The organism is Actinomadura sp. RB99, assembly GCF_014706005.1.
GTDB lineage: Bacteria > Actinomycetota > Actinomycetes > Streptosporangiales > Streptosporangiaceae > Spirillospora.
In genome coordinates this window covers 18517-42457 of record NZ_JABMCA010000028.1, presented here as the reverse complement: position 1 = coordinate 42457, position 23941 = coordinate 18517, and the positions used below count along the sequence as shown (strand labels likewise).

The 23941-nt window shown below is 73.7% G+C and carries 25 protein-coding genes and 1 other RNA gene; 12 read left to right on the top strand and 14 right to left on the bottom strand.

Annotated features, from left to right (window positions below):
- The first annotated feature begins 100 nt into the window (after positions 1-100).
- Complete coding sequence (locus tag amrb99_RS53285; protein ID WP_347256827.1) at positions 101-2332, top strand: SulP family inorganic anion transporter; 2232 nt, start codon at positions 101-103, stop codon at positions 2330-2332.
- Between the two features lie 76 nt (positions 2333-2408).
- Here amrb99_RS53285 and amrb99_RS24290 read toward each other — a convergent pair whose 3' ends face one another.
- Positions 2409-2693 (bottom strand): hypothetical protein, encoded by a 285-nt coding sequence (locus amrb99_RS24290; RefSeq protein ID WP_190859944.1) that lies wholly within the window; start codon positions 2691-2693, stop codon positions 2409-2411.
- A gap of 256 nt (positions 2694-2949) precedes the next feature.
- Here amrb99_RS24290 and amrb99_RS24285 point away from each other — a divergent pair, with 256 nt between their 5' ends.
- Positions 2950-3915 (top strand): alpha/beta hydrolase, encoded by a 966-nt coding sequence (locus tag amrb99_RS24285; RefSeq protein WP_206700084.1) that lies wholly within the window; start codon positions 2950-2952, stop codon positions 3913-3915.
- On the opposite strand, the gene amrb99_RS24280 is transcribed toward amrb99_RS24285, so the two are convergent.
- The 7 genes from amrb99_RS24280 to amrb99_RS24250 are packed head-to-tail and all read right to left on the bottom strand — an operon-like array spanning position 3887 to position 12001.
- Complete coding sequence (locus amrb99_RS24280) at positions 3887-4594, bottom strand: putative N-acetylmannosamine-6-phosphate 2-epimerase (protein WP_190859939.1); 708 nt, start codon at positions 4592-4594, stop codon at positions 3887-3889. The two genes, amrb99_RS24285 and amrb99_RS24280, sit on opposite strands and share 29 nt — an antisense overlap.
- Positions 4595-4631: 37 nt before the next feature.
- A complete protein-coding gene (locus amrb99_RS24275) occupies positions 4632-5480 on the bottom strand; it encodes an ROK family protein (protein ID WP_190859937.1) in 849 nt (282 codons plus the stop codon).
- Positions 5477-6427, bottom strand: coding sequence for a dihydrodipicolinate synthase family protein (locus amrb99_RS24270; RefSeq protein ID WP_190859935.1), 951 nt, complete (start codon positions 6425-6427; stop codon positions 5477-5479). The genes amrb99_RS24275 and amrb99_RS24270 overlap by 4 nt, the downstream gene beginning before the upstream one ends.
- Entirely contained in the window at positions 6424-7440 is a 1017-nt protein-coding gene (locus amrb99_RS24265; protein ID WP_190859933.1) for an ABC transporter ATP-binding protein, read from the bottom strand. Before amrb99_RS24265 ends, amrb99_RS24270 begins: the two co-directional genes overlap by 4 nt.
- Positions 7437-9416 (bottom strand): dipeptide/oligopeptide/nickel ABC transporter permease/ATP-binding protein, encoded by a 1980-nt coding sequence (locus tag amrb99_RS24260; protein WP_190859932.1) that lies wholly within the window; start codon positions 9414-9416, stop codon positions 7437-7439. The genes amrb99_RS24265 and amrb99_RS24260 overlap by 4 nt, the downstream gene beginning before the upstream one ends.
- Positions 9413-10372 (bottom strand): ABC transporter permease, encoded by a 960-nt coding sequence (locus tag amrb99_RS24255; protein WP_190859929.1) that lies wholly within the window; start codon positions 10370-10372, stop codon positions 9413-9415. Before amrb99_RS24255 ends, amrb99_RS24260 begins: the two co-directional genes overlap by 4 nt.
- Positions 10373-10405: 33 nt before the next feature.
- On the bottom strand, positions 10406-12001 hold the full coding sequence (locus tag amrb99_RS24250; protein ID WP_190859926.1) for an ABC transporter substrate-binding protein: 1596 nt from the start codon (positions 11999-12001) through the stop codon (positions 10406-10408).
- A 166-nt stretch (positions 12002-12167) separates the two neighbouring features.
- Here amrb99_RS24250 and amrb99_RS24245 point away from each other — a divergent pair, with 166 nt between their 5' ends.
- The 3 genes from amrb99_RS24245 to amrb99_RS24235 all read left to right on the top strand — a co-directional run bounded on the left by amrb99_RS24245 (position 12168) and on the right by amrb99_RS24235 (position 15659).
- Positions 12168-12905: an FCD domain-containing protein gene (locus tag amrb99_RS24245; protein ID WP_190859924.1), complete on the top strand. Its 738-nt coding sequence runs from the start codon at positions 12168-12170 to the stop codon at positions 12903-12905.
- Between the two features lie 123 nt (positions 12906-13028).
- Positions 13029-14735, top strand: a complete 1707-nt coding sequence (locus amrb99_RS24240; protein WP_190859922.1) for a sialidase family protein — start codon at positions 13029-13031, stop codon at positions 14733-14735.
- Positions 14736-15167: 432 nt separating this feature from the next.
- Positions 15168-15659, top strand: a complete 492-nt coding sequence (locus amrb99_RS24235; protein WP_190859920.1) for a hypothetical protein — start codon at positions 15168-15170, stop codon at positions 15657-15659.
- 95 nt (positions 15660-15754) lie between these two features.
- Here amrb99_RS24235 and amrb99_RS24230 read toward each other — a convergent pair whose 3' ends face one another.
- Positions 15755-16087, bottom strand: a complete 333-nt coding sequence (locus amrb99_RS24230; RefSeq protein ID WP_206700083.1) for a cupin domain-containing protein — start codon at positions 16085-16087, stop codon at positions 15755-15757.
- Between the two features lie 70 nt (positions 16088-16157).
- On the opposite strand from amrb99_RS24230, the gene amrb99_RS24225 reads away from it, so the two are divergent.
- Positions 16158-17117 carry a helix-turn-helix domain-containing protein gene (locus amrb99_RS24225; RefSeq protein ID WP_190859915.1) on the top strand — a complete coding sequence of 320 codons (960 nt, stop codon included), beginning with the start codon at positions 16158-16160 and terminating at the stop codon, positions 17115-17117.
- A gap of 48 nt (positions 17118-17165) precedes the next feature.
- Here amrb99_RS24225 and amrb99_RS51385 read toward each other — a convergent pair whose 3' ends face one another.
- From amrb99_RS51385 to amrb99_RS24200, 5 genes are all read right to left on the bottom strand, one after another.
- Positions 17166-17651, bottom strand: a complete 486-nt coding sequence (locus tag amrb99_RS51385) for a hypothetical protein (protein WP_241755867.1) — start codon at positions 17649-17651, stop codon at positions 17166-17168.
- A gap of 44 nt (positions 17652-17695) precedes the next feature.
- Positions 17696-18078: RNase P RNA component class A (rnpB, locus tag amrb99_RS24215), an RNA gene on the bottom strand.
- Between the two features lie 30 nt (positions 18079-18108).
- A complete protein-coding gene (locus amrb99_RS24210; RefSeq protein ID WP_307799688.1) occupies positions 18109-19200 on the bottom strand; it encodes a bifunctional RNase H/acid phosphatase in 1092 nt (363 codons plus the stop codon).
- Positions 19197-19940 (bottom strand): C4-type zinc ribbon domain-containing protein, encoded by a 744-nt coding sequence (locus tag amrb99_RS24205; protein ID WP_190859914.1) that lies wholly within the window; start codon positions 19938-19940, stop codon positions 19197-19199. The genes amrb99_RS24210 and amrb99_RS24205 overlap by 4 nt, the downstream gene beginning before the upstream one ends.
- Positions 19937-20758 (bottom strand): Nif3-like dinuclear metal center hexameric protein, encoded by an 822-nt coding sequence (locus amrb99_RS24200; RefSeq protein WP_190859912.1) that lies wholly within the window; start codon positions 20756-20758, stop codon positions 19937-19939. The genes amrb99_RS24205 and amrb99_RS24200 overlap by 4 nt, the downstream gene beginning before the upstream one ends.
- 110 nt (positions 20759-20868) lie before the next feature.
- Between amrb99_RS24200 and amrb99_RS24195 the strand changes: the two genes are divergently transcribed.
- The 6 genes from amrb99_RS24195 to amrb99_RS24170 all read left to right on the top strand — a co-directional run bounded on the left by amrb99_RS24195 (position 20869) and on the right by amrb99_RS24170 (position 23923).
- Positions 20869-21453, top strand: a complete 585-nt coding sequence (locus amrb99_RS24195) for a pyridoxamine 5'-phosphate oxidase family protein (RefSeq protein ID WP_190859904.1) — start codon at positions 20869-20871, stop codon at positions 21451-21453.
- A 45-nt stretch (positions 21454-21498) separates the two neighbouring features.
- Positions 21499-21861 (top strand): DUF6191 domain-containing protein, encoded by a 363-nt coding sequence (locus amrb99_RS24190; protein ID WP_190859902.1) that lies wholly within the window; start codon positions 21499-21501, stop codon positions 21859-21861.
- Between the two features lie 52 nt (positions 21862-21913).
- Positions 21914-22312, top strand: a complete 399-nt coding sequence (locus amrb99_RS24185; protein WP_347256826.1) for a hypothetical protein — start codon at positions 21914-21916, stop codon at positions 22310-22312.
- 203 nt (positions 22313-22515) lie between these two features.
- Complete coding sequence (locus amrb99_RS24180; RefSeq protein ID WP_190859900.1) at positions 22516-22776, top strand: YbaB/EbfC family nucleoid-associated protein; 261 nt, start codon at positions 22516-22518, stop codon at positions 22774-22776.
- Positions 22777-22878: 102 nt separating this feature from the next.
- On the top strand, positions 22879-23169 hold the full coding sequence (locus amrb99_RS24175) for a YbaB/EbfC family nucleoid-associated protein (protein ID WP_190859898.1): 291 nt from the start codon (positions 22879-22881) through the stop codon (positions 23167-23169).
- Positions 23170-23188: 19 nt separating this feature from the next.
- A complete protein-coding gene (locus tag amrb99_RS24170) occupies positions 23189-23923 on the top strand; it encodes a WXG100 family type VII secretion target (protein ID WP_190859896.1) in 735 nt (244 codons plus the stop codon).
- Positions 23924-23941 lie beyond the last annotated feature (18 nt).

The following is a 23941-nucleotide window of genomic DNA, read 5'->3' as shown; positions in this document are numbered from 1 at the left end:
ACGGGTCTCCGGCGCGCTGCGGGCCGTGCGTCCCGGGGCGGATACCGGAGAACCTGATTGGATACGTTGAGTGACTTCAAAGCCACTCAACGCATCCACAGTGCGCAGGGACGTCCTCGCGTCCTTCGTCGTGTTCCTGGTCGCGATCCCGCTGTCGCTGGGCATCGCGGTCGCCTCGGGCGCGCCGGTCGCCGCCGGGCTCGTCGCCGCCGTCGCCGGCGGTGTCGTCGCCGGGCTCGCGGGCGGGTCGCCGCTGCAGGTCAGCGGCCCCGCCGCCGGGCTGACCGTGCTCGTCGCCGACCTCATCGCAAGCTACGGCTGGCGGGCCACCTGCACGATCACCCTGCTCGCCGGGGTGCTGCAGGTGGCGCTCGGCCTGAGCCGGGTGGCGCGCGTCGTGCTGGCGGTGTCGCCCGCCGTGGTGCACGGCATGCTCGCCGGCGTCGGCGCGGTGATCGTGCTGGCCCAGGTGCACGTCGTGCTGGGCGGCGGCCCGCAGGAGTCCGCCGTGGCCAACCTGCGGGAGCTGCCGGGGCAGCTGCTGCACCCGGCGCCGTACTCGACGCTCGTCGGCGCGCTGACGGTCCTGGTGCTGCTGGGCTGGTCCCGGCTGCCGCGCGGGGGCCGGCTGCACCTGGTCCCCGGTCCGCTGCCCGCCATCGCCGCCGCCACCGCCGCCGTGTGGGCGTTCGGCTGGCCGGTCGACCGGGTGGACCTGCCGGGGTCCATGCTGCACGGCTGGGGCCTCCCGGAGCTGCCGCACGGGTCACCGCACGGCGTCGCGGGCGCCGTCGTGTCGCTCGCGGTCGTGGCGGCCGTCGCGTCGCTGCTGTGCAGCGTGGCGGTCGACCGCGTCCGGCCCGCCGGGGTCCCGCCCACCGACCTCGACCGGGAGCTGGCCGCGCAGGGCGCGGCGAACGCGGTGTCCGGGCTGTTCGGCGGCCTCCCGGTCGCGGGCGTGATCGTCCGCAGCACCGCCAACCTGGAGGCGGGCGCCCGGACCCGGCTGTCCGCCGTCCTGCACGGGGTGTGGGTGCTGGTGCTCGCGGTGTCCTGCGGGCCCGTGATCGAGCGCGTCCCGCTGTCGGCGCTGTCGGCGCTGCTCGTGGTCCTCGGCGTCCGCCTGGTGGACCCGGCGCGGATCCGCGACCTGCGCGACCACCGGGAGGCGCCCGCCTACGCCGCCACGTTCGCCGGCGTGGTCGTCCTCGGCCTCGGCGAGGGCGTGCTGCTGGGCATCGCCGTCACGGCGGTGCTGGCGCTGCGGCGGCTGACCCGGCTCACCGTCCGGACCGAGCGGCTGCTCCCCGCGCCGGGCGACGGAATCGTTCCGCCCCGCTGGCACGTTGTCGTGGAGGGGACACTGACGTTCCTCGGAGTTCCGAAGGTGACGCGCGCGCTGCGGTCCGTACCGGCGGGTGCGGGCGTCGACCTCGACCTGAACGTCGACTTCATGGACCATGCCGCCTTCGACGCCGTCCACCAGTGGCGGCTGGCGCACGAACGCCAAGGGGGCAGGGTCGACATCGACGAGGTTCACGAGGGTTGGTATGAAAGAGGGGTGACAGGTGATATGTCTTCGTCGCGTAAGTCGTCCCCCCCGGCGCGCTGGTGGGCTCCATGGGCGAACCGGCAGCGACGCTCCGGAAGCGCCACCGAGCCTTCGTCCCCGACGTCCGTCCTGCTCGACGGCGTCCGCGAGTACCACGACAGCACCGCCGGGCTGGTCCGGCCGATCATGGCCGAGCTGGCGATGGAGCAGAAGCCGGAGCTCCTCTTCATCACGTGCGTGGACTCGCGCGTCGTGCCCAACATCATCACCGCCAGCGGGCCCGGCGACCTGTTCATCAACCGGAACGTCGGCAACTTCGTCCCGCCGCACGACTCGGCCGTCCCGGACGACTCGGTGATGGCGACGGTGGAGTACGCGACCAACGTGCTGGACATCCGCACGATCGCGGTCTGCGGGCACTCCAACTGCGGCGCGATGGCCGCGGTGATGGCGGGCGGCGCCGAGGTCGCGCACCTGGAGGGGCTGACCCGCTGGCTCGAGTTCGGCAAGCCGACGCTGGAGCGCTTCCGCGCCGAGGCGGACCACGGCGACGACCCGCTGGCCCGGCTCAGCCAGGTCAACGTGATGCAGCAGCTCGACAACCTGCTCACCTACCCGTGGCTCCGGGAGCGCGCCGAGGCCGGCGAGCTGGAGCTCGTGGGGCTCTACTTCGACCTGAAGTCCGCGACGGTCAAGGTCCTCGATCGCGGCGCGGGGAAGTTCGCCACGATCCCCAACCACGTCCCGGAGTCGGCGTACCGGGACACCGGCCGGTCCTGACGCCGAGGGGTCTCCGGGGCACCGCGCCCCGGAGACCCCTCGCCCTTTTACCGTCTGACCAGCTCGTCCCGCCGTCTTACCGTCCGACCAGCTCGCCGCGCATCCGGCCGTCGTCCTCCGGCCGGTCGGCCCCGATCACGGGGCCGGTGTTCCGCGGGGAGCCGCGGTGGTACAGGGCGCCCTCCTGCCGGGGGTCGCGGACGTACACTCCGGTCACCCGCCGCGCGGTGCGCGCGCCGAGGCCCGCCGGAGGCGTGAAAAGCGTGTCGCTGCGGCTGGCCCGCGCGAACACCGCGAGGTAGACCAGGGACCCCAGCGCCCCGGCGAGCACGAGGGCCACGAACACGATGATGATGAACATCAGCGCTCCTCTCCCCGGGGCGGCCACCGCGCCCCGAGCCTCCGCCGACCCGGCGATCAGCTCTACCCATGACGTTAGGCGCGCTCTTTCAGGTCGTTTGTGTCGTGTGACCCGAAGCCGCCGAGATTCACGCCACTCGGCTCCGGTGCGAGGTTCACTGCACCTCTCAACCCGGTAAGTCCGGGACATGGCCCCTGGACGGCCCGCAGGTGCAATGTAGGATGTCCTACGTCCCATGCAAGGAGGTTCCGGTTCCGTGAGCACCGGTTTCGATCCCGACATCGCCGAGTGGCTGCGGCGCCGCGCCGAGGACCCGACCGCCGCCGACACGTCCGTCGAGGGCGCGCGGCGCCACTCGCTGGCCGTGAACGAGCGGTCGCTCGCGCTGCTGCCCGACCCGCCCGCCCCGTTCGCCGAGCACGCCACCGTCCTGGAGACCGCCTCCGGGCCGGTGCCCGCGCTGGTCGTCGAGCCGGGCCCCCGGCCCGCCGAGGCCGCCGTCGCGTTCTTCCACGGCGGCGGCTGGATCGCCGGCGACCTGCGCACGCACCGGCAGCACATGCGGCGCCTCGCGGTCGGGACCGGCGCCGCGGTGATCGGCGTGGACTACCGCCTCGCGCCCGAGCACCCGTTCCCGGCCGCGTTCGACGACTGCCTCGCCGCGACGCTGCACCTCGCCGCGGCCCGGACCGGGCCGCTCGCCGTGGCGGGCGACAGCGCGGGCGGGCAGCTCGCCGCGTCCGTCGCGCTCGCCTGCCGCGACCGGGGCGTCGAGCTGGCCGGGCAGCTGCTGGTCGTCCCGGTCACCGACGCGACCGGCGGGTACGCCGACCCCGACGTGAACGCCCTCTATCCGTCCCGGGCCGAACGCGCCGACGGCCACGGGCTGACGCTGGCCGGGATGCGGTGGTTCACCGAGCTGTACCGCCCGCCGGGCCGCGGCGACGACTGGCGGGTGTCGCCGCTGCGCGCCGCCGACCTCGCGGGCGCCGCGCCCGCCGCGATCCACACGGCCGGCTTCGATCCGCTGCGGGACGAGGGCGGCGCCTACGCGGCCGCGCTGGCCGCCGCCGGCGTCCCGGTCGTCCACCGCGAATGGCCGACCCTGAACCACGGCTTCTTCGGCCTGGGCGGCGTGTCCGCCACCGCCGACCGGGCCGCGCGCCAGGCCGCCGCCGACCTGAGCGCCCTCCTCACGCCCGCTCGTCGCGTCGCGGGGTGAGGGCGGCGGCGAAGCGGGCGGTGATCCAGCGGGGGTCGGTGATCGCGGTGCCGGCCACCACGCAGGTGGCGCCCGCCTCGATCGCGGCCGCCGCCGACGCGGGCGCGTGGTAGCGGCCCTCCGCGACGATCAGCGCGCCGGGGAGCTCGTCGCGCAGCGCCCGGACCAGGTCCAGGTCGGGGCCGTCCGGCGGCGGGCCGGGGACGGTGTAGCCGGCGAGGGTCGTGGCCACCATGTCGGCGCCCGCCTCGGCGGCGGCGACGCCCTCGTCCAGGGTCGCCACGTCCGCCATGAACAGCGCGCCCTCCCCCTGGACCGCCTTGATCGTCTCGGTGAGCGGGCGGCCGTCCGGGCGCGGCCGGAACGTGGCGTCGGCCGCGACGACGTGCGCGCCCGCCCGCACGACGGCGCGGGCGGCCTCGACGGTCGGCGTGATGAACACGCCGCCGGTGCCGTCCTTGGTCAGGCCGATGACGGGGACGTCCACGGCGGCGGCGATGGCGGCGACGTCGGGCGTCCCGCCGACCCCGCCGCAGCGGATCGCGGCGGCGCCGCCTCCGGCCGCCGCCTCCGCCATCCGGACGAGCGCGCCGGTGTCGCGCAGCGGATGCCCGTCCGGGGCCTGGCAGGACACGATGAGCCGCCCGGCGACGGCGGCGGCGAAGGTCTCGGCGTTCAACGGGCGCTCCTGTTCACGGGGGTGCCGGTGGGCATGTTCAGGCGGGCGGGGATCCGGCGAGCAGGGTTCCGGCCAGCAGGGCGGCCCCGACCAGCGGCGCGTCCGTGCCGAGCCGGGCGGGGACGATCGGGGTCGCGCGCAGCGGGGGGAGCGCCTCGTCCCGGAACGCGGCGGCGACGGCGTCCAGGTAGGGCGCGCCGATCTGCGCCACGCCGCCGCCGATCACGACGGCGTCGGGGTCCAGGACGGCGAGGAGCCCGGCGAGCGCGCGGCCGAGCAGGGCCCCGGCGCGGGGCGCGTCGCCGGTCGCCGCGATGGCGGGGCCGGACGCCGCCGCCTCCAGGTGGTCGCGGCGCCCGCAGCCGCACGGCACCGGCCCCCGTTCGGGGACGAGCAGGTGCGCCAGCTCCCCGGCGGTGCCGTGCGCCCCGTGGTCGAGGTCTCCGCCGGTGGTCAGCGCGCCGCCGACGCCGGTCCCGACCGAGACGTGCAGGACGCGGTGGTGCCCGGCCCCGGCCCCCGCCCGAGCCTCGCCGTAGGCCATGGCCCGGACGTCGTTGACCACGGTGACCGGCAGGCCGGTGAGGGCGGTGAGGGTCTCGCGGACGGGCGTCCCGGCCCATCCGGGCAGGACGTCCGTCGCGGAGACGACGCGTCCGGTGTCGGGGTCGATCACGCCGGGCGCGCCGACCCCGAGCCCGCGCACGTCGCTCCCGGCGAGGCCGAGGCCGTCCAGCAGCTCGGCGGCCGCCGCGAGCACGGCGTCCCCTCCCCCGGCCGGTGTCGGGACGCGCCCGCGCCGCAGGACCGTTCCGCTCCGGTCCACCAGCGCCGCGGCGATCTTCGTGCCGCCGATGTCGAGCGCGGCGAGCGTCCCGCCGCTCACAGCAGCCCGGCGGCGGCCAGCGTGCGGCGGACGTGCCCGGTCTCGGCCGCGTCCAGCTGGATCTGCGGCGGCGCGGTGACCGGGCAGTCGATGACGCCGCGCAGGTGCAGGGCGGCCTTGAACGAGCCGAGCGCCGACGAGCCGCGCCCCATCCGGGCGGCGGCGCCCGCGTTGACGATGTCGAACAGCCGCAGCAGCCGCTCCTGCTCGGCCCGCGCCTCGTCCCAGCGGCCCTCCCGGCACAGCCGGTACAGCCGGACGTAGCCGTCCGGGTCGACGTTGCCGAGGCCCGGGACGACGCCGTGCGCGCCCATCGCGAGCGCCGAGTCGACGGTCAGCTCGGACCCGGTCAGCACGCTGAACCCGCCGGTCCCCGCGTCGCGGAGCGCGACGAGCAGGCCGCGCAGCCCGCCCTCGTCGCCGCTGGAGTCCTTCACGCCGGCGAGGACGCCCTCGTCCGCGAGCCGCAGCAGCATCGCCGCGTCCAGCTTGGAGTGCACCGAGACCGGCAGGTCGTAGGCGTAGACGGGGACCGGGACGGCGGCGGCGACGCGGCGCAGGTGCGTCTCGATCTCCGCCGGGTGGGTGCGGGTGTAGAACGGCGCGGTCGCGACGACGCCGTCGCAGCCGAGCTCGGCGGCGGCGCGGGCGTGCTCGATGACCCGCAGCGTGGTCATGTCGATCGCGCCGGCGAGCACCGGGACCTGCCCGGCGACGTGCTTGACCACCGTCTCCAGCACCGTGCGGCGGTGCGCGTCGGGCAGGAACGCGACCTCGCTGGTGGAGCCGAGCACGAACAGCCCGTCCACGCCGGCGCCGACGAGGTGGTCGACGAGCCGTTCGAGGGACGCGGCGTCGACGTCCAGGCCGGGGGTCAGCGGCGTGCAGACCGGGGGGACGACGCCGGTGAGCGGCGGGGCGGCGGGTCCGGCGGGAGCGGCGGTCACGGGATCTCCTGGGAAACGGGGGAAAGGGCGAGGTCGGACGGGTCGGTGACGGGATGCAGGCAGCGGTACGCGTGCCCGGCGTCGCCGGCCGCGGCGAACGCGGGCATCGCCTCGGCGCACTCCTCGGTGGCGCGCCAGCAGCGGGTCCGGAACGGGCAGCCGCTCGGCGGGTGGACGGCGGACGGGACGGGCCCGTCCAGCCGGATCGGCTCCATCGGGTCGAGGAGGCTCGGGGTGGCCGACAGCAGCGCCCGCGTGTACGGGTGCCGGGTGTCGCCGCGGGCCACGGCGGCGGCCGGGGCGTCCTCGACGATGCGGCCGAGGTACATGGTGACGACCCGGTCGGACATGCGCCGGACGGTCTGGATGTCGTGCGAGACGAACACCATCGACAGGCCGATGCGGTCCTTGAGGTCGAGCATGAGGTTGAGGATCTGCGCGCGGACGGACACGTCGAGCGCGGACGTCGGCTCGTCGGCGACGAGCAGCGACGGCTCCAGCGCGAGCGCGCGGGCGATCGCGACGCGCTGCCGCTGCCCGCCCGACAGCTGCCCGGGGAGGGCGGCGGCGAGCTGCGGCGGCAGCCCGACCAGCGACATCAGCTCGCGGACGCGGGCGTCGCGTTCGGCGGGCGTGCCGCGCCGGTGCACGTCGAGCGGGTCGCGGAGGATCGCCCGGACGGGCAGCCGCCGGTTCAGCGCGGTCGCCGGGTCCTGGAAGACCATCCCGACGGCCGCGCCGAGCCGCGCGGACCGGTCGCGGGACCGCAGCGCGCCGAGGTCGTCGCCCTCGAACAGCACCGTGCCCTCGGAGGGCCGGGCCAGGCCGACGAGCACCTTCGCGAGCGTGGACTTGCCGCAGCCGGACTCGCCGACGATCCCGACGGTCTCGCCGCGTCCGATGGCGAGGTCGGCGCCGGTGAGCGCGTGCACGGCGGCGCGGCGCAGCGGGTTGCCGCCGCGCACCGGCAGCCGGACGTGCACGCCGCGCAGTTCCATGACGGGTGTGGTCATCGCTGTTCTCCCGCCTTGGCGGTGGCGGGCGCGCCGGCCGCCGCGCCGATCGGATGGTGGCAGGCGAACGCGTGCCGGTGCGGCTCGCCGGACGCCTCGGGACGGGTCGTCGCGCACAGTCCGGTGGCGGCGGCGCACCGGTCGGCGAACCGGCAGCCCGCCGGGAAGTGCGCGGGCGACGGGACGACGCCGGGGATCTGCACGGGCCGCGCGTCCGCCGCCTCCAGCGACACGACGGCGCCGAGCAGGCCGCGCGCGTAGTGGTGCCGGGACGAGGCGACGACGTCGGAGGTGACGCCGGCCTCGGCGACCTGCCCGCCGTACATCACCACGACGCGGTCGGTGACGTCGGCGACGAGCGCGAGGTCGTGCGAGACGAGGATCAGCGCGAACCCGAGCTCGGCGCGCAGCCGCAGCAGCAGCCGCATGACGGCGGCCTGGACGGTGACGTCGAGCGCGGTGGTCGGCTCGTCGGCGACGACGAGCCTCGGGTCGCGGGACAGCGCCATCGCGATCAGCACCCGCTGCCGCTGCCCGCCGGACAGCTCGTGCGGGTAGGAGCGCAGCGTCCGGTCCGGGTCGAGGCCGACGAGGTCGAGCAGCTCGGCGGGGGTGCGGGTGCCGCCGCGCCGGGTGAGCTGGCGGAGCTGGGCGCGGATCGTCATCGCCGGGTTCAGCGAGGACAGCGCGTCCTGGTAGACCATCGCCATGTCGTGGCCGAGCAGCGCGCGGCGCTCCCGGGCGGGCAGGGCGCGCAGGTCGCGGCCGTCGAACAGCAGCCGGCCGCCGATCCGGGCCCCGCGCGGCTCCAGCCCCATGATCGCCAGGCTGGTGAGGCTCTTGCCGCAGCCGCTCTCGCCGACCAGGCCGACGACCTCGCCCGGCCGCACGTCGAGGGACACCCGGTCGACCACGTCCACGTCGCCGTAGCGGTCGGGGAACCCGATGGCGAGGTCCTCGACGCGCAGCAGCGGTTCGCCGTCCGGGAGGGGGCGGGCGCGGTCGGCGAGGCGGCGTCCGGCCTCGCGCAGGTCGCCTTCCAGCCGCGCGGCGGGCGGCGCCGGGGCCGCGGCCGTCCGGGCGACGGTTCCGGCCGCGGCCCCGGCGCCGGGCTCAGCGTCGGTGCGGGTGTCGGCGGCGGTGTCGGGGCGGGCGGCGGGCGCGGCCCACGCGTCCGACACACCCTCGGACAGGACGTTCAGCACCAGCACCGTGACCAGGATGAACAGGCCGGGGAAGAACGTCGCCCACCAGCCGCCGGCCAGCACCAGCGTCTTGCCGTAGGCGATGACGCTGCCCCATGACGGGTCCGGGTCCTGGACGCCGGCGCCGACGAACGACAGGCTCGCCTCGAACACGATCGCATTGGCGACGACGATCGTGACGAACACCAGGATGGGCGCGGCGCAGTTGATCAGGACGTGCCGCCACAGGATGTGGCCGCGGCGGGCGCCGATGACGCGTTCGGCGGCCACGTAGTCCTCGCCGTACTGCGACAGCACGTTGCCGCGCACGACCCGCGCGACCTGCGGGACGTACAGGAACGCGATGGTGCCGATCAGCACCGGCAGGCTCTTGCCGAACACGGTGACCAGGACGGCCGCGAGCGCGACCGCCGGGAACGCCATGACGACGTCGAGGCAGCGCATCACGGCCTCGTCCACGGCGCGGTGCGCGGTGGCGGCGACCGAGCCGAGCACGGCGCCCGCGACCAGCGCGAGGAACGCGGCGCCGAGGCCGATGGCCAGCGACCAGCGCGCCCCGTACAGCACGCGGGCGAACACGTCGCGGCCGACGCGGTCGGTGCCGAACCAGTGGCCGCCGGACGGCGCCTGCCCCGCGACGCCCGTGGTCAGCGGGTCGTGCCGGGCGATCAGCGGCGCGGCGAGCGCCGCGATGACGATCACCAACAGCACGCCGAGCGCGATCCGGGAGGCGGGCCGCAGCCGCCGCCATCCCCGTAGCAGGACGGTCATCGCGTCGCTCCCTTCAGCCGGGGGTTCGCGAACAGGTAGAGCACGTCCACGAGCAGGTTGACGACCAGGAACGTCAGCGCGATGCACAGCACGACGCCCTGCACGAGGGCGGGGTCGCCGGCGGTGACGCCCTGCATGATGAGGGTGCCGAGGCCGGGCAGCCCGAAGATCGCCTCGACCACGACGGCGCCGCTGAGCAGGTAGCCGATCTGCAGTCCGAGCACGGTCAGCGGGGTGATCAGCGCGTTGCGCAGCACGTTGCGGCCGACCACGACGGTGCGCGGCAGCCCGCCGCCGATCGCGGTGCGCACGTAGTCGCGGTCGAGCTCCTCGACCATCGCGGTGCGCACCACCCGGGCCAGCAGCGACCCGACCGGGAACCCGACGGCGATCGCGGGCAGCGCGAGGCTGCGCAGCCAGCCGCCCACCGAGTCGCCGGGGTTGACGTACCCGCCGGTCGGGAACCAGCCGAGCCGCAGCGCGAACCACTGGATCAGCAGGATGCCGAGCCAGAACGACGGCATCGCGACGCCGGCCATGGACAGCACCCGGATGGCCTGGTCGGGCCAGCGGTCCCGGAACAGCGCCGCGGTGACGCCGAGGACCACCGCGAACACCACGCCGACCAGCACCGCCAGCAGCGTCAGCTGGAGCGTGAGCGGGAACGCGGTCCCGATCGCGTCGGTGACGGGCCGGCTCGGCGGCGCGGTCAGCCCGAGGTCGCCGTGCAGCAGGTCGCCGAGGAACCGGACGTAGCGGACCGGCAGCGGGTCGGTGAGCCCGTGCGCGGCCGCGTACGCGTGCCGCGCCTCGGGCGTGGCGCCCTCGCCGAGCGCGTTGAAGGCGGGGTCGTTCGGGGAGAAGCGCAGCACGACGAAGACGAACAGCGTGATCCCGAGCACCATCGGCACGAGGGTCAGCAGCCGTCCGAGCGCCATGCGCAGGATCGTTGCCATCCGGGTGGCGTCCCTTCTTCGGGTCCGGGACGGTCAGGCGCGGCCGACGTTCAGGAACGACAGCCCGGTGGTCGCCATCGGCCGGAAGCCCGGCAGCGCCTTGCCCTTCCACCCGGTCTCGAGCTTGCGGTGGAAGATCGGGTACAGCGCGGCCTGCTCGGCGACGACGTCGATGGCCTGGCTCCACAGCGTCTTGCGCGCCGCCGGGTCGGCCTCGCGGGCGGCCCGGTCGAGCAGGTCGACGACCTTCTTGGCCTCGGGGGTTCCGGCGTTGTAGCTGCGGTGCTCGGGCCAGGTGCCGACGTAGAACCAGCGCATCAGCAGGTCGGCGTCGTTGCCGAACACCGACGGGTCGCCGGGCGCGGCCATGACCTGGTACTTGCCGGTGTCGACGCGGTTGGCGTACTGGCCGCCGGACTGGCCGACGTTGAGCGTGGTGGCGACGCCGACGGCGTCCCAGCTCTGCTTGATCAGCGGCGCGCAGTCCTTGACGAAGTCGGTGTCGGTGGTGATCAGCTCGACCTTCAGCCCGCTGACCCCGGCCTCCCGCAGCAGCTGCTTCGCCTTGTCCGGGTCGTAGCCGTAGACGGTGGCGGCCTTGACGTAGTCGGGGTGCCCGGCGGGCAGGAAGCTGGTCGCGGCGGCGGCGTTGCCGAGCAGCGCCGTCTTGATCAGCTTGTCGGTGTCGAGCGCGTAGTGCAGCGCCTGCCGCACCCGCACGTCGTCGAACGGCTCGACCTTGCAGTTGAACATCAGGAACAGCAGGCCGAAGCTCTGCACCGCCTCGACGCTCGCGGCCTTGCGCAGCTCGTCCGCGTTCAGGTACGGGACGGCCTCGATCGCCTGGACGCGTCCGGACTGCAGCGCGGTGACGCGGGCGGACGGGTCGGACAGCAGCAGCCAGGTCATCTTGGCGACCTTCGCGGGCCGGGGCCCGTTGTAGGCGTCGAATTTGGCGAACGACAGCCCCGCGGTGGCGCTCGCGGCGGTGAGCCTGAACGGCCCGGAGCCGACCGGCAGCGCGTCGAACTTCTTCTGGTCCGCCTGGACGATCTTCTTCGGCACGATCCGGACCACGGCGAGCCGCTCGGAGAACAGCGCGAACGCGTACTTGAGCCTGAACTCGACGGTGGTGTCGTCGACCTTCCTCACCTTGTCGAGGAACGGCAGGAACTGCACGAACAGCGACGCGTTCTTCGGGTCGAGCACCCGCTCGAAGCTGAACACGACGTCGTCGGCGGTGACCTTCGAGCCATCGTGGAAGGTGGCGCCGTCGCGGATCGCGACCCGGTAGGTGGTGTCGTCCACCTTCTCCGGAGCCGCCTTGGCCAGCGCGTTGTAGGGCTGCCGGGTCACCGGGTCGAGGTCGACCAGCGACTCCAGCACGTGGGAGTTGGCGGCCACGGCGACGGCGCTGGACGACGTCATCGGGTCGAAGCCGCCGGAGAGGGCGTAGGCGAGCGCGGCCTGGATCGTGTCCTTGGAGCCGCCGGATCCGCCGGAGCCGGTGGAGGACGGGCCGCCGCACGCGGACACGCCGGCGGTGATCGCGGCGGCCGCGCCGAGGAGCCCGGTGTAGCGCAGGAAGTCGCGGCGGTGCAGGCCGCGGCCCGGCTGGAGATCGGTCACGTCGTCTCCTGGAAGGAAGGGGTGGGGCGGTCGCAGGGTAGGCGGCCGCAGGTGGGAGGGGAGGTAGGACATCCAACGTCGTTCGTCGGTGTACCGTAGGCTCCGGCACCGGCCAGGTCAAGTGGCGGGTCCCGGAACCAACCGACGCGATGGGGAGCGTGAGCCGATGACCGCAGCTCGGACGCGGGGACGTGCGACGCGCGGCCGCAGCAGCCGCACCGAGGAGGTGCAGCAGGCGATCAAGCAGCTGATCCTGGAGCGCGGGCTGGCCTCGGGCGACCCGATGCCCACCGAGTTCGAGCTGGTCGAGGAGCTGGACGTCAGCCGCAACTCGCTGCGCGAGGCGCTCAAGGCGCTGCAGGCCGTCGGGATCGTGGAGATCCGGCACGGCTTCGGGATGTACGTCGGCAGCATGTCGCTCGGCGCGCTGGTCGACGAGCTGACCTTCCACGCCCGCATGTCCAAGCGGCAGGGCCGCGACGACCTCGCGCACCTGGTGGACGTCCGCGAGGTCCTCGAACGCGGCCTCGTCGAGCAGGTCATCGACCGCGGCCTGGCGTCCGACACCGCCGAGCTGGACGAGATCATGCGCCGGATGGACGCCGAGGCCGCGGCCGGCCAGGTGACCCCGGAGACCGACCGGCTCTTCCACGAGCTGCTGTACCGGCCGCTCGCCAACCCGATCGTGAACCAGCTGCTCGGCGCGTTCTGGGACGTCTACCGGACGCTCCAGCACGACCTCGCGCCCGTCCAGCAGGAGGCGGCCGACGTGGCGCAGCGGCACCGCGACATCTACGAGGCGCTCGTCTCCGGCGACCGCGCGGCGGCGGCCACCGCCATGGCGGCGCACTTCCGCGGCATCCGCGAGCGCCTGGACACGGCACGCGACGACTCCGCCTCCTGACGCGGAGCCGCTCGACGCCGGGGCTTCCGACGCCGGAGCCCGCATATGGGCGCTCGGGAGTCGGGGCTTGACGGCCCCGGCGTCCGCGCCTACGTTCCTTCGCGACAGGACATCCTACGTCCCATGTCCAACGAAGGTGAGGCCATGCCCCGCTTCCACCCCGCCGCCGTCGCCGCGATGACCGCCCTCGCCGCGACCGCACTCCCCGCCGCCGCTCACGCCGACACCGGCCAGTCCGCGGTCGTCACGACCGACTGCACGTCCGGCCGCATCCAGGAGACCGTCGTCAACCGGACGTCCTCCGCGACCACGTTCACGCTGACCTGGCCCGGCGCCGGCACCTGGACCGCGGACGTCGCCGCCGGCGACAGCTCGCACTTCTTCTTCACCAAGCCGTCCGGCACCGCCTACACGTTCCGCACCACCACGCCGCAGGGCCTCGACCAGACCGACACCGGCACCCTCGACTGCTCCAACGCGCTCAGCGCGCGCGCCACCATGGACTGCGGGGACCCGCACCGCCTGCGCCTCATCCTCGACAACCGCTCTCCCGCCGCCCGGACCTTCACGGTCACCTGGCCGGGCCGTACCGGCTCCCCATGGTCGGTCGACGTTCCGGCGTCGTCCGGCGACAACGGCCTCTACTGGACGGTCCCGGACGGCACGCCCTACACGTTCCAGGTCTCGTCGGGCGGCTGGAGCCGCACCGTCTCCGGCACGTCCGGCTGCGGGCTCGGCTCCGGCAAGCCGGGGATGAACGCCCAGACCGTCCTGACCACGTCCACGGTCATCTCCGGGCTCGGCAAGGCGGCGAAGTCCGTGCGCATCCCCGCCCTCGCCGTGGCGAACGACGGCACGGTGGTCGCCGCCATGGACGCCCGCGTCGACGGCAGCTCGGACCTCGGCGGGGGGACGAACAACATCCAGGTGGCGATGGTCCGCAGCACCGACGGCGGCGCGACCTTCTCCACCCCGGCGATCATCGCGCACGCGCCCACCACGTCCGAGGGCTACGGCGACCCGAGCCTGCTCGTCGACCGCACCACCGGAAAGATCTTCTGCTTCTTCACCTACTCCCCCAAGCCCGGCGTCGGCTACTCCGGCTCCACCGCCGGCGACACCTCCGCGACCGCCACGACCAACACCCACATCCGCTACGTCACCTCGACCGACGGCGGCGCGACCTGGAGCGCGGCGACCGACCTCAACCCGCAGGTCCGCAAGACCACCTACGCCGGGATGTTCGCCTCGTCCGGGCACGGGATCCAGCTCGCCTCCGGACGGCTCGTCCAGCCGATCGTCTACCACGACGCGTCGGGCGACCACGCGTCGAACATCTACTCCGACGACCACGGCGCGACCTGGCACAACGGCACCACCGCCGGGACCGGCGTCAACGAAAGCAAGATCATCCAGCGGTCGACGGGCCGCGTCGCGCAGAACATGCGCTCCAACGCGGGCGGCAACCGGTGGTACGCGACCGCCGCCGACGTCACCGCCGCCTACGGCACCGCCTGGAACAGCGGCCTGATCGACCCCGGCTGCAACGGCGACGAGATCTCCTACGCGCTCCCCTCGTCCGGCGCCCCGCCCCTGACCGGCACCGCCCTGCACAGCAACAACGCCGCGACCGGCCGCACCGACCTCACCGTCCGGCTGAGCGGGGACGACGGCTCCGGCTGGCCGCAGGAGGCGCTCCTCAAGCCGGGCGCCGCGGGCTACTCCACGATGGCCGTCCTGGCCGACGGCTCGGTCGGCGACCTCTACGAGATCGGCGACACCGGCGGCATCGTCTTCACCCGCTTCACCCTGCCCTGGCTGGCCCCCTGACCACGCCGTTCGACCTCCGCCGGAACCGCCGTTGACCAGGACTTTCGGCAACACCCGCGCGGTTTCGGCGGAGGCGCGCCGGGGAGCCCGGCATTTATGAACAAAACCACCATTTCGACTGCCACCGGCGCCGTCCTGCTGACCGCCGGCGCCCTGCTCCCGGTCACCGCCGCGAACGCGACCACGGCCCCGAGCCCGGGCGGATCGCCACCGACGAGCCCGACCGGGGCCCCGACAGGCGGCCCGGGGACCGAGACGCCGACAGGCAGCCCGGGGACCGAGAGCCCCGCGAGCCCCGGCACGGAAAGCCCGACGAGTCCGACCGGAAGCCCCACTAGCCCAACCGGAAGCCCCACAAGCCCGACCGGGAGTCCCACGAGCCCCGGCACCGGCACCCCGGGCGGCGGCGCCGCGCAGCCGAAGGCCACCACCGTGACGGTCACCGAGAAGGACAACTCGCTGAAGCTGTCCAAGAGCACCTTCACGGCGGGTCCCTACGTCTTCACCGTGAAGAACGAGGGCAGCAGGGAGCACGCCCTGGCCATCTCCGGCCCGGGCCTCACCACGCCGAAGCAGACCCCGGGCATCTCGCCCGGCACCCAGGCCAAGCTGCACGTCTCGCTGCAGCCCGGGACGTACCAGCTATGGTCGCCGAGCGACAACGACCGCGCCATGGGCCTGCAGACCAAGATCACCGTCTCGGGCACCGGCGGCGTCGTCCCGCCCGCGAGCCCCACCCCGACCGGCAGCCCGACCGAAAGCCCCACGGGCAGCCCGACGGAGAGCCCCACGGGCAGTCCCACTGAGAGCCCGACCGAGAGCCCGACCGAGAGCCCGACGGGCAGCCCGACCGAGAGCCCGACGGAGAGCCCGACCGGCGCTCCGACGGGCAGCCCGACCGGTCCCGGCACTCCCGGCGGCTGAGCCCGCCCGGCGTTCTCGGGGCGTGCCGCCCTCGTCCGACGACGCATGGGGGCGGCACGCCGCGGCCCGACGCCCGTCCGTCCGCGCGGGCGCCTTCAGCCTTCCGGGTAGAAGAGGAAGAGGGTGCAGCCCGTGGTCGTCTGCGGGACGTGCGAGGAGCCTGCCGGGGCGTGGATGAACGAGCCGGCGGGATAGTCCCGGTCGCCGTCGTTGAACACGCCCGACACCACGAAGACCTCTTCGGGACCCGGTTCGTGGACGTCCACACCCTCCCAGCCCGTGTCCGGGTCCATCTCCAGCACGAACGCCTTCGCGCCGCCGTCCCCGCTCCACAGCGGCCGCAACCGGATCCCCGGGAACACCTCGCGGACCGGGGCGTCCTGAACGGACGACCACACATAGCCGACCGTGCTCTGCTCTGTCGTCATGGCCCCAGCCTGGCGAACGCGCCCCGCCCCGCCGAGTGTCTGGAAAGACATCGTGCGGTACTTTCGCGCCATGCACCGTGTGACCGCGCTCGTCCGCCCGCCGCAGTCGGCCTTCGAGCTCGGCTGCGCGGCCCAGGTGTTCGGGGTCGAGCGGGCGGGCCTCCCGGCCAGGTACGAGTTCGGCGTGTGCACCGAACACCCCGGCCCCGTCGCGACGCTCGCCGGGTACGACATGGTCGTCACCGACGGCCTGGACGCCCTCGACCGGGCGGGGACGGTGATCGTCCCGGGCTGGCTGCCCACTTCGGAGCCGCCCTCCCCCGCCGTCGTCGAAGCCCTGCGCCGCGCGCACGCCCGCGGCGCCCGCGTCGTCAGCATCTGCTCGGGCGCCTTCGCGCTGGCGCACGCCGGCCTCCTGGACGGCCGCCGGGCCACCACCCACTGGGCGCAGGCCGCCGAGTTCGCCGAGCGCTTCCCGGACGTCGAACTCGACCCGGACGTCCTCTACGTGGACCACGGCGACGTCGCCACCAGCGCCGGCGCGGGCGCGGGCTTCGACCTGTGCATGCACCTGCTCCGCGCCGACCAGGGCGCCCGGTACGCCGCCCACGTCGCGCGGACCATGGTCATGCCGCCCCATCGGGAGGGCGGCCAGCTGCAGTACTCGGCGCCGCCCCATCCCGCCCACATCGACGGCACGCTCGCACCGCTGCTGGAGTGGGTCACCGCGCGTCTCGGCGAACCCGTGTCGATCGAGGACATGGCCGCGCACGCGGGCGTCTCCGCCCGTACCCTCACCCGCCGGTTCGCCGACCAGCTCGGCACCAGCCCGGGCCGGTGGCTGCTCGCCCAGCGGATCGCCGCGGCCCAGGACCTGCTGGAGTCGTCCGACCTCCCGCTGGACGCCATCGCGCGCCGCGTCGGCCTCTCGTCGGCCACCAACCTCCGCCGCCGCTTCATCAACGCCCTCGCCACGACCCCGGGCGCCTACCGCCGCTCCTTCCGCGACCCCACGGCGCCGCCGGGCTGATCGACCCGGCAGGCGCGCCGGTCGCTTTGCCTTCCGGAGGTCTTCGCTTCACCTCGCCCGGGCGATGAGTCGATCATGCAAGGACGGCACCGTCCCCATGGGGCACCGCGACCCGGCCGGCCCCTGGTGCTCGTCAGCGCGGCGCTCCTCGCGAACGCGCAGACGCGGACCTGGGTGTCGCTCACCTTCGACGACGGCCTCCAGGACCAGTACGACAACGTCCGCGCCCTGCTGGACCGCCACGGGATGAAGGCGACCTTCTTCGTCAGCACCGGCCTTCTTGGCCGGCCCGGCCGCATGACCCGGAGCGAGGTCATGGACCTCGCCGCCTCCGGCCACGAGATCGGCGGCCACACGCTCGACCACCTCGATCTCACGGACCTGCCCGGCGGCGAGCGGCACCGGCAGGTCTGCGACGACCGCACCGCCCTCCGGCGTATGGGCCTGCCCGCCCGCGCCTTCGCCTACCCCTTCGGCGCCGTGGACGACGACGCCGCGCAGACCGTCCGCGACTGCGGCTACCGCAGCGCCCACGGAACCGGGACCGCGACGGTCACCGAGGTGGCAGAAAGAAAAGGCGGACGAGTCGGCCTGTAAGCCGGGTTCTGTGCCCGCCCCGGAGGGCGGGTGACGGCCATCCATCTCGGACCGCCGTTGCCGGCGGCCTCCAGCGGTCTACCCGCAGGCTCGGGCGGGCCGCCCTCAGGCACCTGCGCGGGGCCGAAGCCCCTTCTTGACCTTGCTCCGGGTGGGGTTTACCGAGCCGCCCACGTCACCGTGGGCGCTGGTGAGCTCTTACCTCACCGTTTCACCCTTACCACCGGCGGACCGGTGGCGGTCTGTTTTCTGTGGCACTGTCCCGCGGGTCACCCCGGGTCGGCGTTACCGACCACCCTGCCCTGTGGAGCCCGGACTTTCCTCGACGGGGATCGCTCCCCGACGCGGCCGTCCGGCCGGCTCGTCCGCCGTACACAGAACTGTAGCGGGTCGGTCAGTGTTCCAGGTGATGCGCGTCGTTGAAGGACCGCAGGCTCGCCGGGCCGTCGGCGTACCAGTCGATCGCGGTCAGGGACGCGACGTCCAGGTGCATCCGGTACAGCGACTTCATCGGGGCGCCGAGGGCGTCCTTGACCAGCAGTTTGATCGGCGTGACGTGCGAGACGACCAGGACCGTCTGCTGCCGGTTGCGGACCTTCAGCTTGTCCAGGGCGGTGCGGACGCGGCGGGAGACCTGCGCGAAGCTCTCGCCGCCGGGCGGCGCGGCCTCCGGGTCGGCGAGCCACGCCTTCATCTCGGCGGGCCAGCCCTTGCCGGCCTCGGCGAACGTGAGGCCCTCCCAGTCGCCGAAGGCGGTCTCGCGGAAGCCGTCCTCGACCCGGACGTCCAGGCCGGTGACGGCGGCGACCTCGGCGGCGGTGTCGCGGCACCGCGACAGGGGCGAGGTGACGATCGCGTCGAGCCCGCGATCCTTGAGGGCGAGGGCGGCGGCGCGGGCCTGGGTCAGGCCGAGGGTGGTCAGCGGGACGTCGTTCGTCCCGGCGAAGCGCTTCTCGGCGGACAGGGGCGTCTCGCCGTGGCGGAGCAGGATCGTCCGCGTGGGGGTGGACGAGACCGGCGGCGGCCCCGGCGCCTCCTCCCGCGGGGGCTCCTCGATCGTGCGGGACCACCGCTCGCCGCGAGCCGCCGCGTCCATCGCCTCGTTCGCGAGCCGGTCGGCGTGCGCGTTGCGGTTGCGCGGGATCCACCCGTAGGAGACGGAGCCGAGGCCCTCGGCGACCTCCCGGGCGCGCAGCGCGAGGGGGATCATGTCCGGATGCTTGATCTTCCAGCGGCCGGACATCTGCTCCACGACGAGCTTGGAGTCCATCCGCACCTCGACCCGCGCGGACGGGTCGATGCCCGCCGCGGCCGTCAGCCCGGCGATCAGCCCCCGGTACTCCGCGACGTTGTTGGTGGCCATGCCGATCGACTCGGCGACCTCCGCCAGCACCTCGCCGGTCAGCGCGTCGCGGACGAGGGCGCCGTACCCGGCCGGGCCCGGGTTGCCCCGGGACCCGCCGTCCGCCTCGACGATCAGCTTCACAGGCCCGACTCGGGGGTGCGGACGAGGATGCGCCGGCACTCCTCGCAGCGGACGACCTCGTCCTCGGCGGCGGCCCGGATCCGGTTCAGGTCGACGGTGTTGAGCGCCAGGTGGCAGCCCTGGCAGGCGCCGCGGAACAGCTTCGCCGCGCCGACGCCGCCGAACTGGCCGCGCAGCTTCTCGTAGAGGCCGAGCAGGTCGTCGGGGACGTCCTTGGCGACGGCGGTGCGGGCGGCGCCGGTCGTGCCGCTCTCCTCGTCGATCTCCTTCAGCGCGGCGTCGCGGCGCGAGACGACCGCGGCGAGCTCCTCCTGCGCCGCCGTCTGGTCGGCGCGCAGCGCGGCGACGCGGCCGTCGGCCTCCTCGATCCGCTCCATGATCTCCAGCACGACCTCCTCCAGGTCGGACTGGCGGCGGTGCAGCGACTCGATCTCGGCCTGCAGGCCGCTGAGGTCCCTGGCGGAGGTGACCTGCCCGGAGTCGAGCCGCTTCTGGTCCCGCTCGGCGCGGCTGCGGACCTGGTCGACGTCCTGCTCGGCCTTCTTCTGCTCCCGCGCCAGGTCGCCGGCGTCGGTCTCGGCCGCGACGATCGCGTCGCGCAGCTCGGTGAGCCGGCCCTCCAGCCGTTCGATCTCGGCCAGCTCGGGCAGCGTCCGGCGGCGGTGCGCGAGGCGGTCCAGCGAGCTGTCCAGGTCCTGCAGGTCGATCAGGCGAAGCTGGGCTTGCGGTGCGGCTTTCACTGTTCTCCTTCTTCGTGAAGGCTCCACGCGTCGGTGACGAGCGTGGACACCCGGGTCTCCAACTTGCCCGCTTCGGGTGCGGCGGCGGCCAGGCGCCGCGCGGCGTCGGCCAGCCAGGGGTGCTCGGTCGCCCAGTGCGCCGCGTCGACCAGCGCCGGGCCGCCGTGCTCGGCGAACTCCGACGCGGGATGGTGCCGCAGGTCGGCGGTGAGGTAGACGTCGACGCCCGCCGCGCGGACGGTGTCGAGGAGGGAGTCGCCGGCGCCGCCGCAGACCGCGACGGTGCGGACGGCGCGGTCCGGATCGCCCGCGGCCCGCAGCCCCCACGCCGTGGACGGCAGCCCGGCCGCGGCCCGCCGGGTGAACTCCCGCAGGGTGACCGGCTCGTCCAGCTCCCCGATCCGGCCGAGGCCGCGGCGCGGGTCGTCGGCGGCCGGGACGATCGGGCGCAGCTCCCCGGTGAGCCCGACGGCCCGCGCCAGCGCGTCCGAGACCCCCGGATCGGCGACGTCGGCGTTGGTGTGCGCGGTGTGCAGCGCGACCCCGTTGACGATCATCCGGTGGATCAGCCGGCCCTTCGGCGTCGTCGCGGCCACCGAGTGCACCCCGCGCAGCAGCAGCGGATGGTGCGCGACCACCAGGTCGGCGCCCCACTCCAGCGCCTCGTCGACCACCGCGGCGACCGGGTCGACCGCCAGCAGCACCCGCCCGACCTCCTGGTCGGGGTCGCCGCAGACCAGGCCCACGGCGTCCCAGGACTCCGCCCACGACGGCGGGTAGAGCTCGTCGAGAGCCGCGATGACATGGGATAGGCGCACGTCCCGCAGGCTACCGCGCCGAGCCGCTCCCAACGAGCCACCGAGCGTCACCGGAGGGCTCCGCGGTCTGAAACGATGGGCCGGGGAACGTCCGCAGAAGGGAGAGCGCCATGTCGGCTTCCGGGTTCGCCTCGGCACCGGAGCCCGCGTCCGGATTCGCCCTGGCGTCGGAGCCCCGCCCCGGGTACGTCCCGGGGCCGGACCCCGCCGCCGACCGTCCGCACATGCCCGGTTACGGGATCAGGGGGCCCGCCGAGGGGAGCGGCCTGCTCCCGTGGTCGTGGGCCGTCGAGCGGCTGCGCGCCGCCCGCAACTTCTGGCTGTGCACCGTCCGCCCGGACGGCCGCCCGCACGCGATGCCGGTGTGGGGCGCCTGGTCCGGGGAGGCGCTGATGTTCAGCAGCAGCGTCCCGTCCCGCAAGATGGTCAACCTGCGGGCGAACCCGCAGGTCGTGGTGGCCACGGAGGAGGCCGAGAACCCGGTCGTCCTGGAGGGCCGCGCGGAGGTCGTCACCGAGCCGCGGGACCTGCAGCGCTTCATCGACCTGGTCAACTCCAAGTACGCGACCCGCTATCGTGTCGATTTCCTGGACCCGGAGGTGAACGCGACCGTCGCGGTGCGGCCACAGAAGGCGTTCGGGCTGCGTCAGGGAGATTTCACCGGTTCTCCCACCCGCTGGACGTTCGGAGGCTGAACGCCCGCCGGGATCAATCTGGAGGCTCGTCGCGTTGGAGTCTGTGTGAAGTCACCGTTTCGCCGCCGCAAGCGCGTCAAGGGGCGCCCGATGGGCAACCGCCCCGAGCAGGCCGATCACGAGCCCGTGGACTGGCCCACGGAGGGCACCGGCCGGTCGACGCTGATGGGCGCCATCCGCGGCGACGGCGAGACCGGCGCCGGCTTCGGCGGCGGCATGTTCGAGGACCTCGCCTCGGCGTTCGAGGGCTCCAAGAAGGTCAAGCAGGAGGAGCAGCAGCGGCAGAAGGTGCTGCGCCAGGACGACCACGAGCAGACCGGCGACGGCTCCGCCCGCGACGACCTGGACTCCGGCAAGATCCGGATCCGCCGCAACGGCCCGATCACCCCGCCGCCCGCCACCGAGTGACATGTCCGGTTTGGGTCGAACATAGGTTCGAATTCCGGGTTATCGTGGACCCGTGAGCACCTACGTCCCGCCCGGCTGGCCCTCGCAGGTGCACCCACCGGGCACCGACCGCTTCGAGGACACGGCGATGAGCTGGCTGCTGGAGCTCGTCCCGCCCGAGTACCGGCGCTACGGCGTGCTGCGCCGGTACCCGATCGCGCTCGCCCGGATGGCCCGGCACCACGTCAACGCGTCCGTCGAGGCCGCCCGCGAGGGGTTCCGCTCCGCCCGCGTCGACCTCGCGGCCCTCGTCCCGCCGCACGGCGTCGAGGCCGTCCTCGAGGCGTACCGCCGCGAGGGCGCCCGCCTCGTCTCGCTCCTCCAGGCCATCGAGCTGGTCGAGACCGCCCTGCGCGCCCAGGCCGAGCCCGACGACCCCGCCCACCGCCGCCCCTTCACCCCCAAACTCTGACCCGCCACACCCTCCTCCCAGGGCCCTTGGCGGAGTGGCCACAACTCTCTGCGCCCAAATCCACCATTCCCGCAGATCAACCACAAAGCACACTCGCGCGCAAATCGAAAAGCGCGGAGTGCCAATGACCGTCTATGCGCCGTCCTTACGCGCCACTACACTCTCCTGACAACTCTCGTTCCCCCCAACCACGAGACGAGTCAATGCCCCCACCTCCCGAACTGCAGGAACTGCACGCCGAGCTGTCCCGAGCCCGGATGACCACCGTGAAGGCCAACGGCCTCGTCACAGCGGAGATCGACGGAAACGGCCGGCTCCTGGACTTGAGCATCGACACCACCCGCCTGGACGCGTCGCGGCTCCGGCTCATCGAGGCGGGCGTCGTGGAGGCCGTCAACGAGGCCGAAGACCGCTCCGCCGCCCTGGCAGAACGCCTGTACAGCCGCATGCGCGGCGACGAGTAGCCGATCCCTTGGGAGCCAGCGACCTTGAGACCTCCTGCGGACGGCGGTGCGCGAGCCCATGCCGATCAGCGCCTCGCCGAACTCGACGCGGCGGAACGGCGAATGGCCGAGATCGAGCGGGCAGCGGCCGACTACGCGAATCAACTGTCCCACCTGGACGCCGAGCAGCGGTATGTACGGATTGCACAGAAGATCCGCCCCGGGCTCGGCACGCTCGAGGTGGACGGCGACGGCCGTCTTCTCCACCTTTCGCTCGACCGCGATGCCCTGGCGACGTCCGACCGGAATTCCCTGGGCCGCAGGATCCTCGAGGCCCTCATGGCCGCGCGTGCCGAGGCGAGCGCCCAGTACAAGCAGGAAGCGGCCCGCATCGCCCGCCGCAACCGCGTCTGACCCGAAAGAGGTGCACACCATGAGCGCGCCCAGACCACGCCCCAGACCCGGCCGCGGTAGCGGGGGCGGGGGTTCGAACACCGGTTCCGGCGGCGCGCTCCCCGGCCTCGATCAGCCGCAGGAAGGCCCCACCGTTCCGGGCATATTGATCGATGTCGCCAGTTCGGTGATGCTGGGCACGGAGGTCTTGAAGGCCTACAAAGAACTGCAGAGGATGAAACCCGACCCCGCAGCCGTGCGGAAGGCCGCGGAGAAGTGGTACCGGGCTTCGGCGCACTACCACGACTCGATCGATCCGATGAAGATCTCGTACATTCAGCTCGGCGGATACTGGAGCGGCCGGGCCTTCGAGGCCTATCAGCAGTACATGGACGGGGTCGCGATATCCACCGCGGACAATAACGCGAAGATCCTTCAGGCCATCGGAGACGCCTTGGTCGACCTGCACAACCAGGTCGTCGACCAGTACAACGAGGGCATGAAGGAGTACATGGAGACCCTCGAGAAGGCCATCGAATACCACAAGGAACTGGAGACGCAGAAGGGCGACGTGGACAGCGCCGCATGGGCCGCGCTCCACGGGATACTCAGCATCTGGATCGGCAACGTCACCTCCAGGAAGAAGAACCTGGCGTACATCTGCAACAAAGAGGCCGGGGCGATGCAGGCACTGCACGGCCAGATCCTCCAACTCCAGGCTCCGGCGAGGATTCCCTCGATCGCCTCTGACAAGGGCAAGTGGACCTATGGCTGACAGGTGCCGTGAATCCCA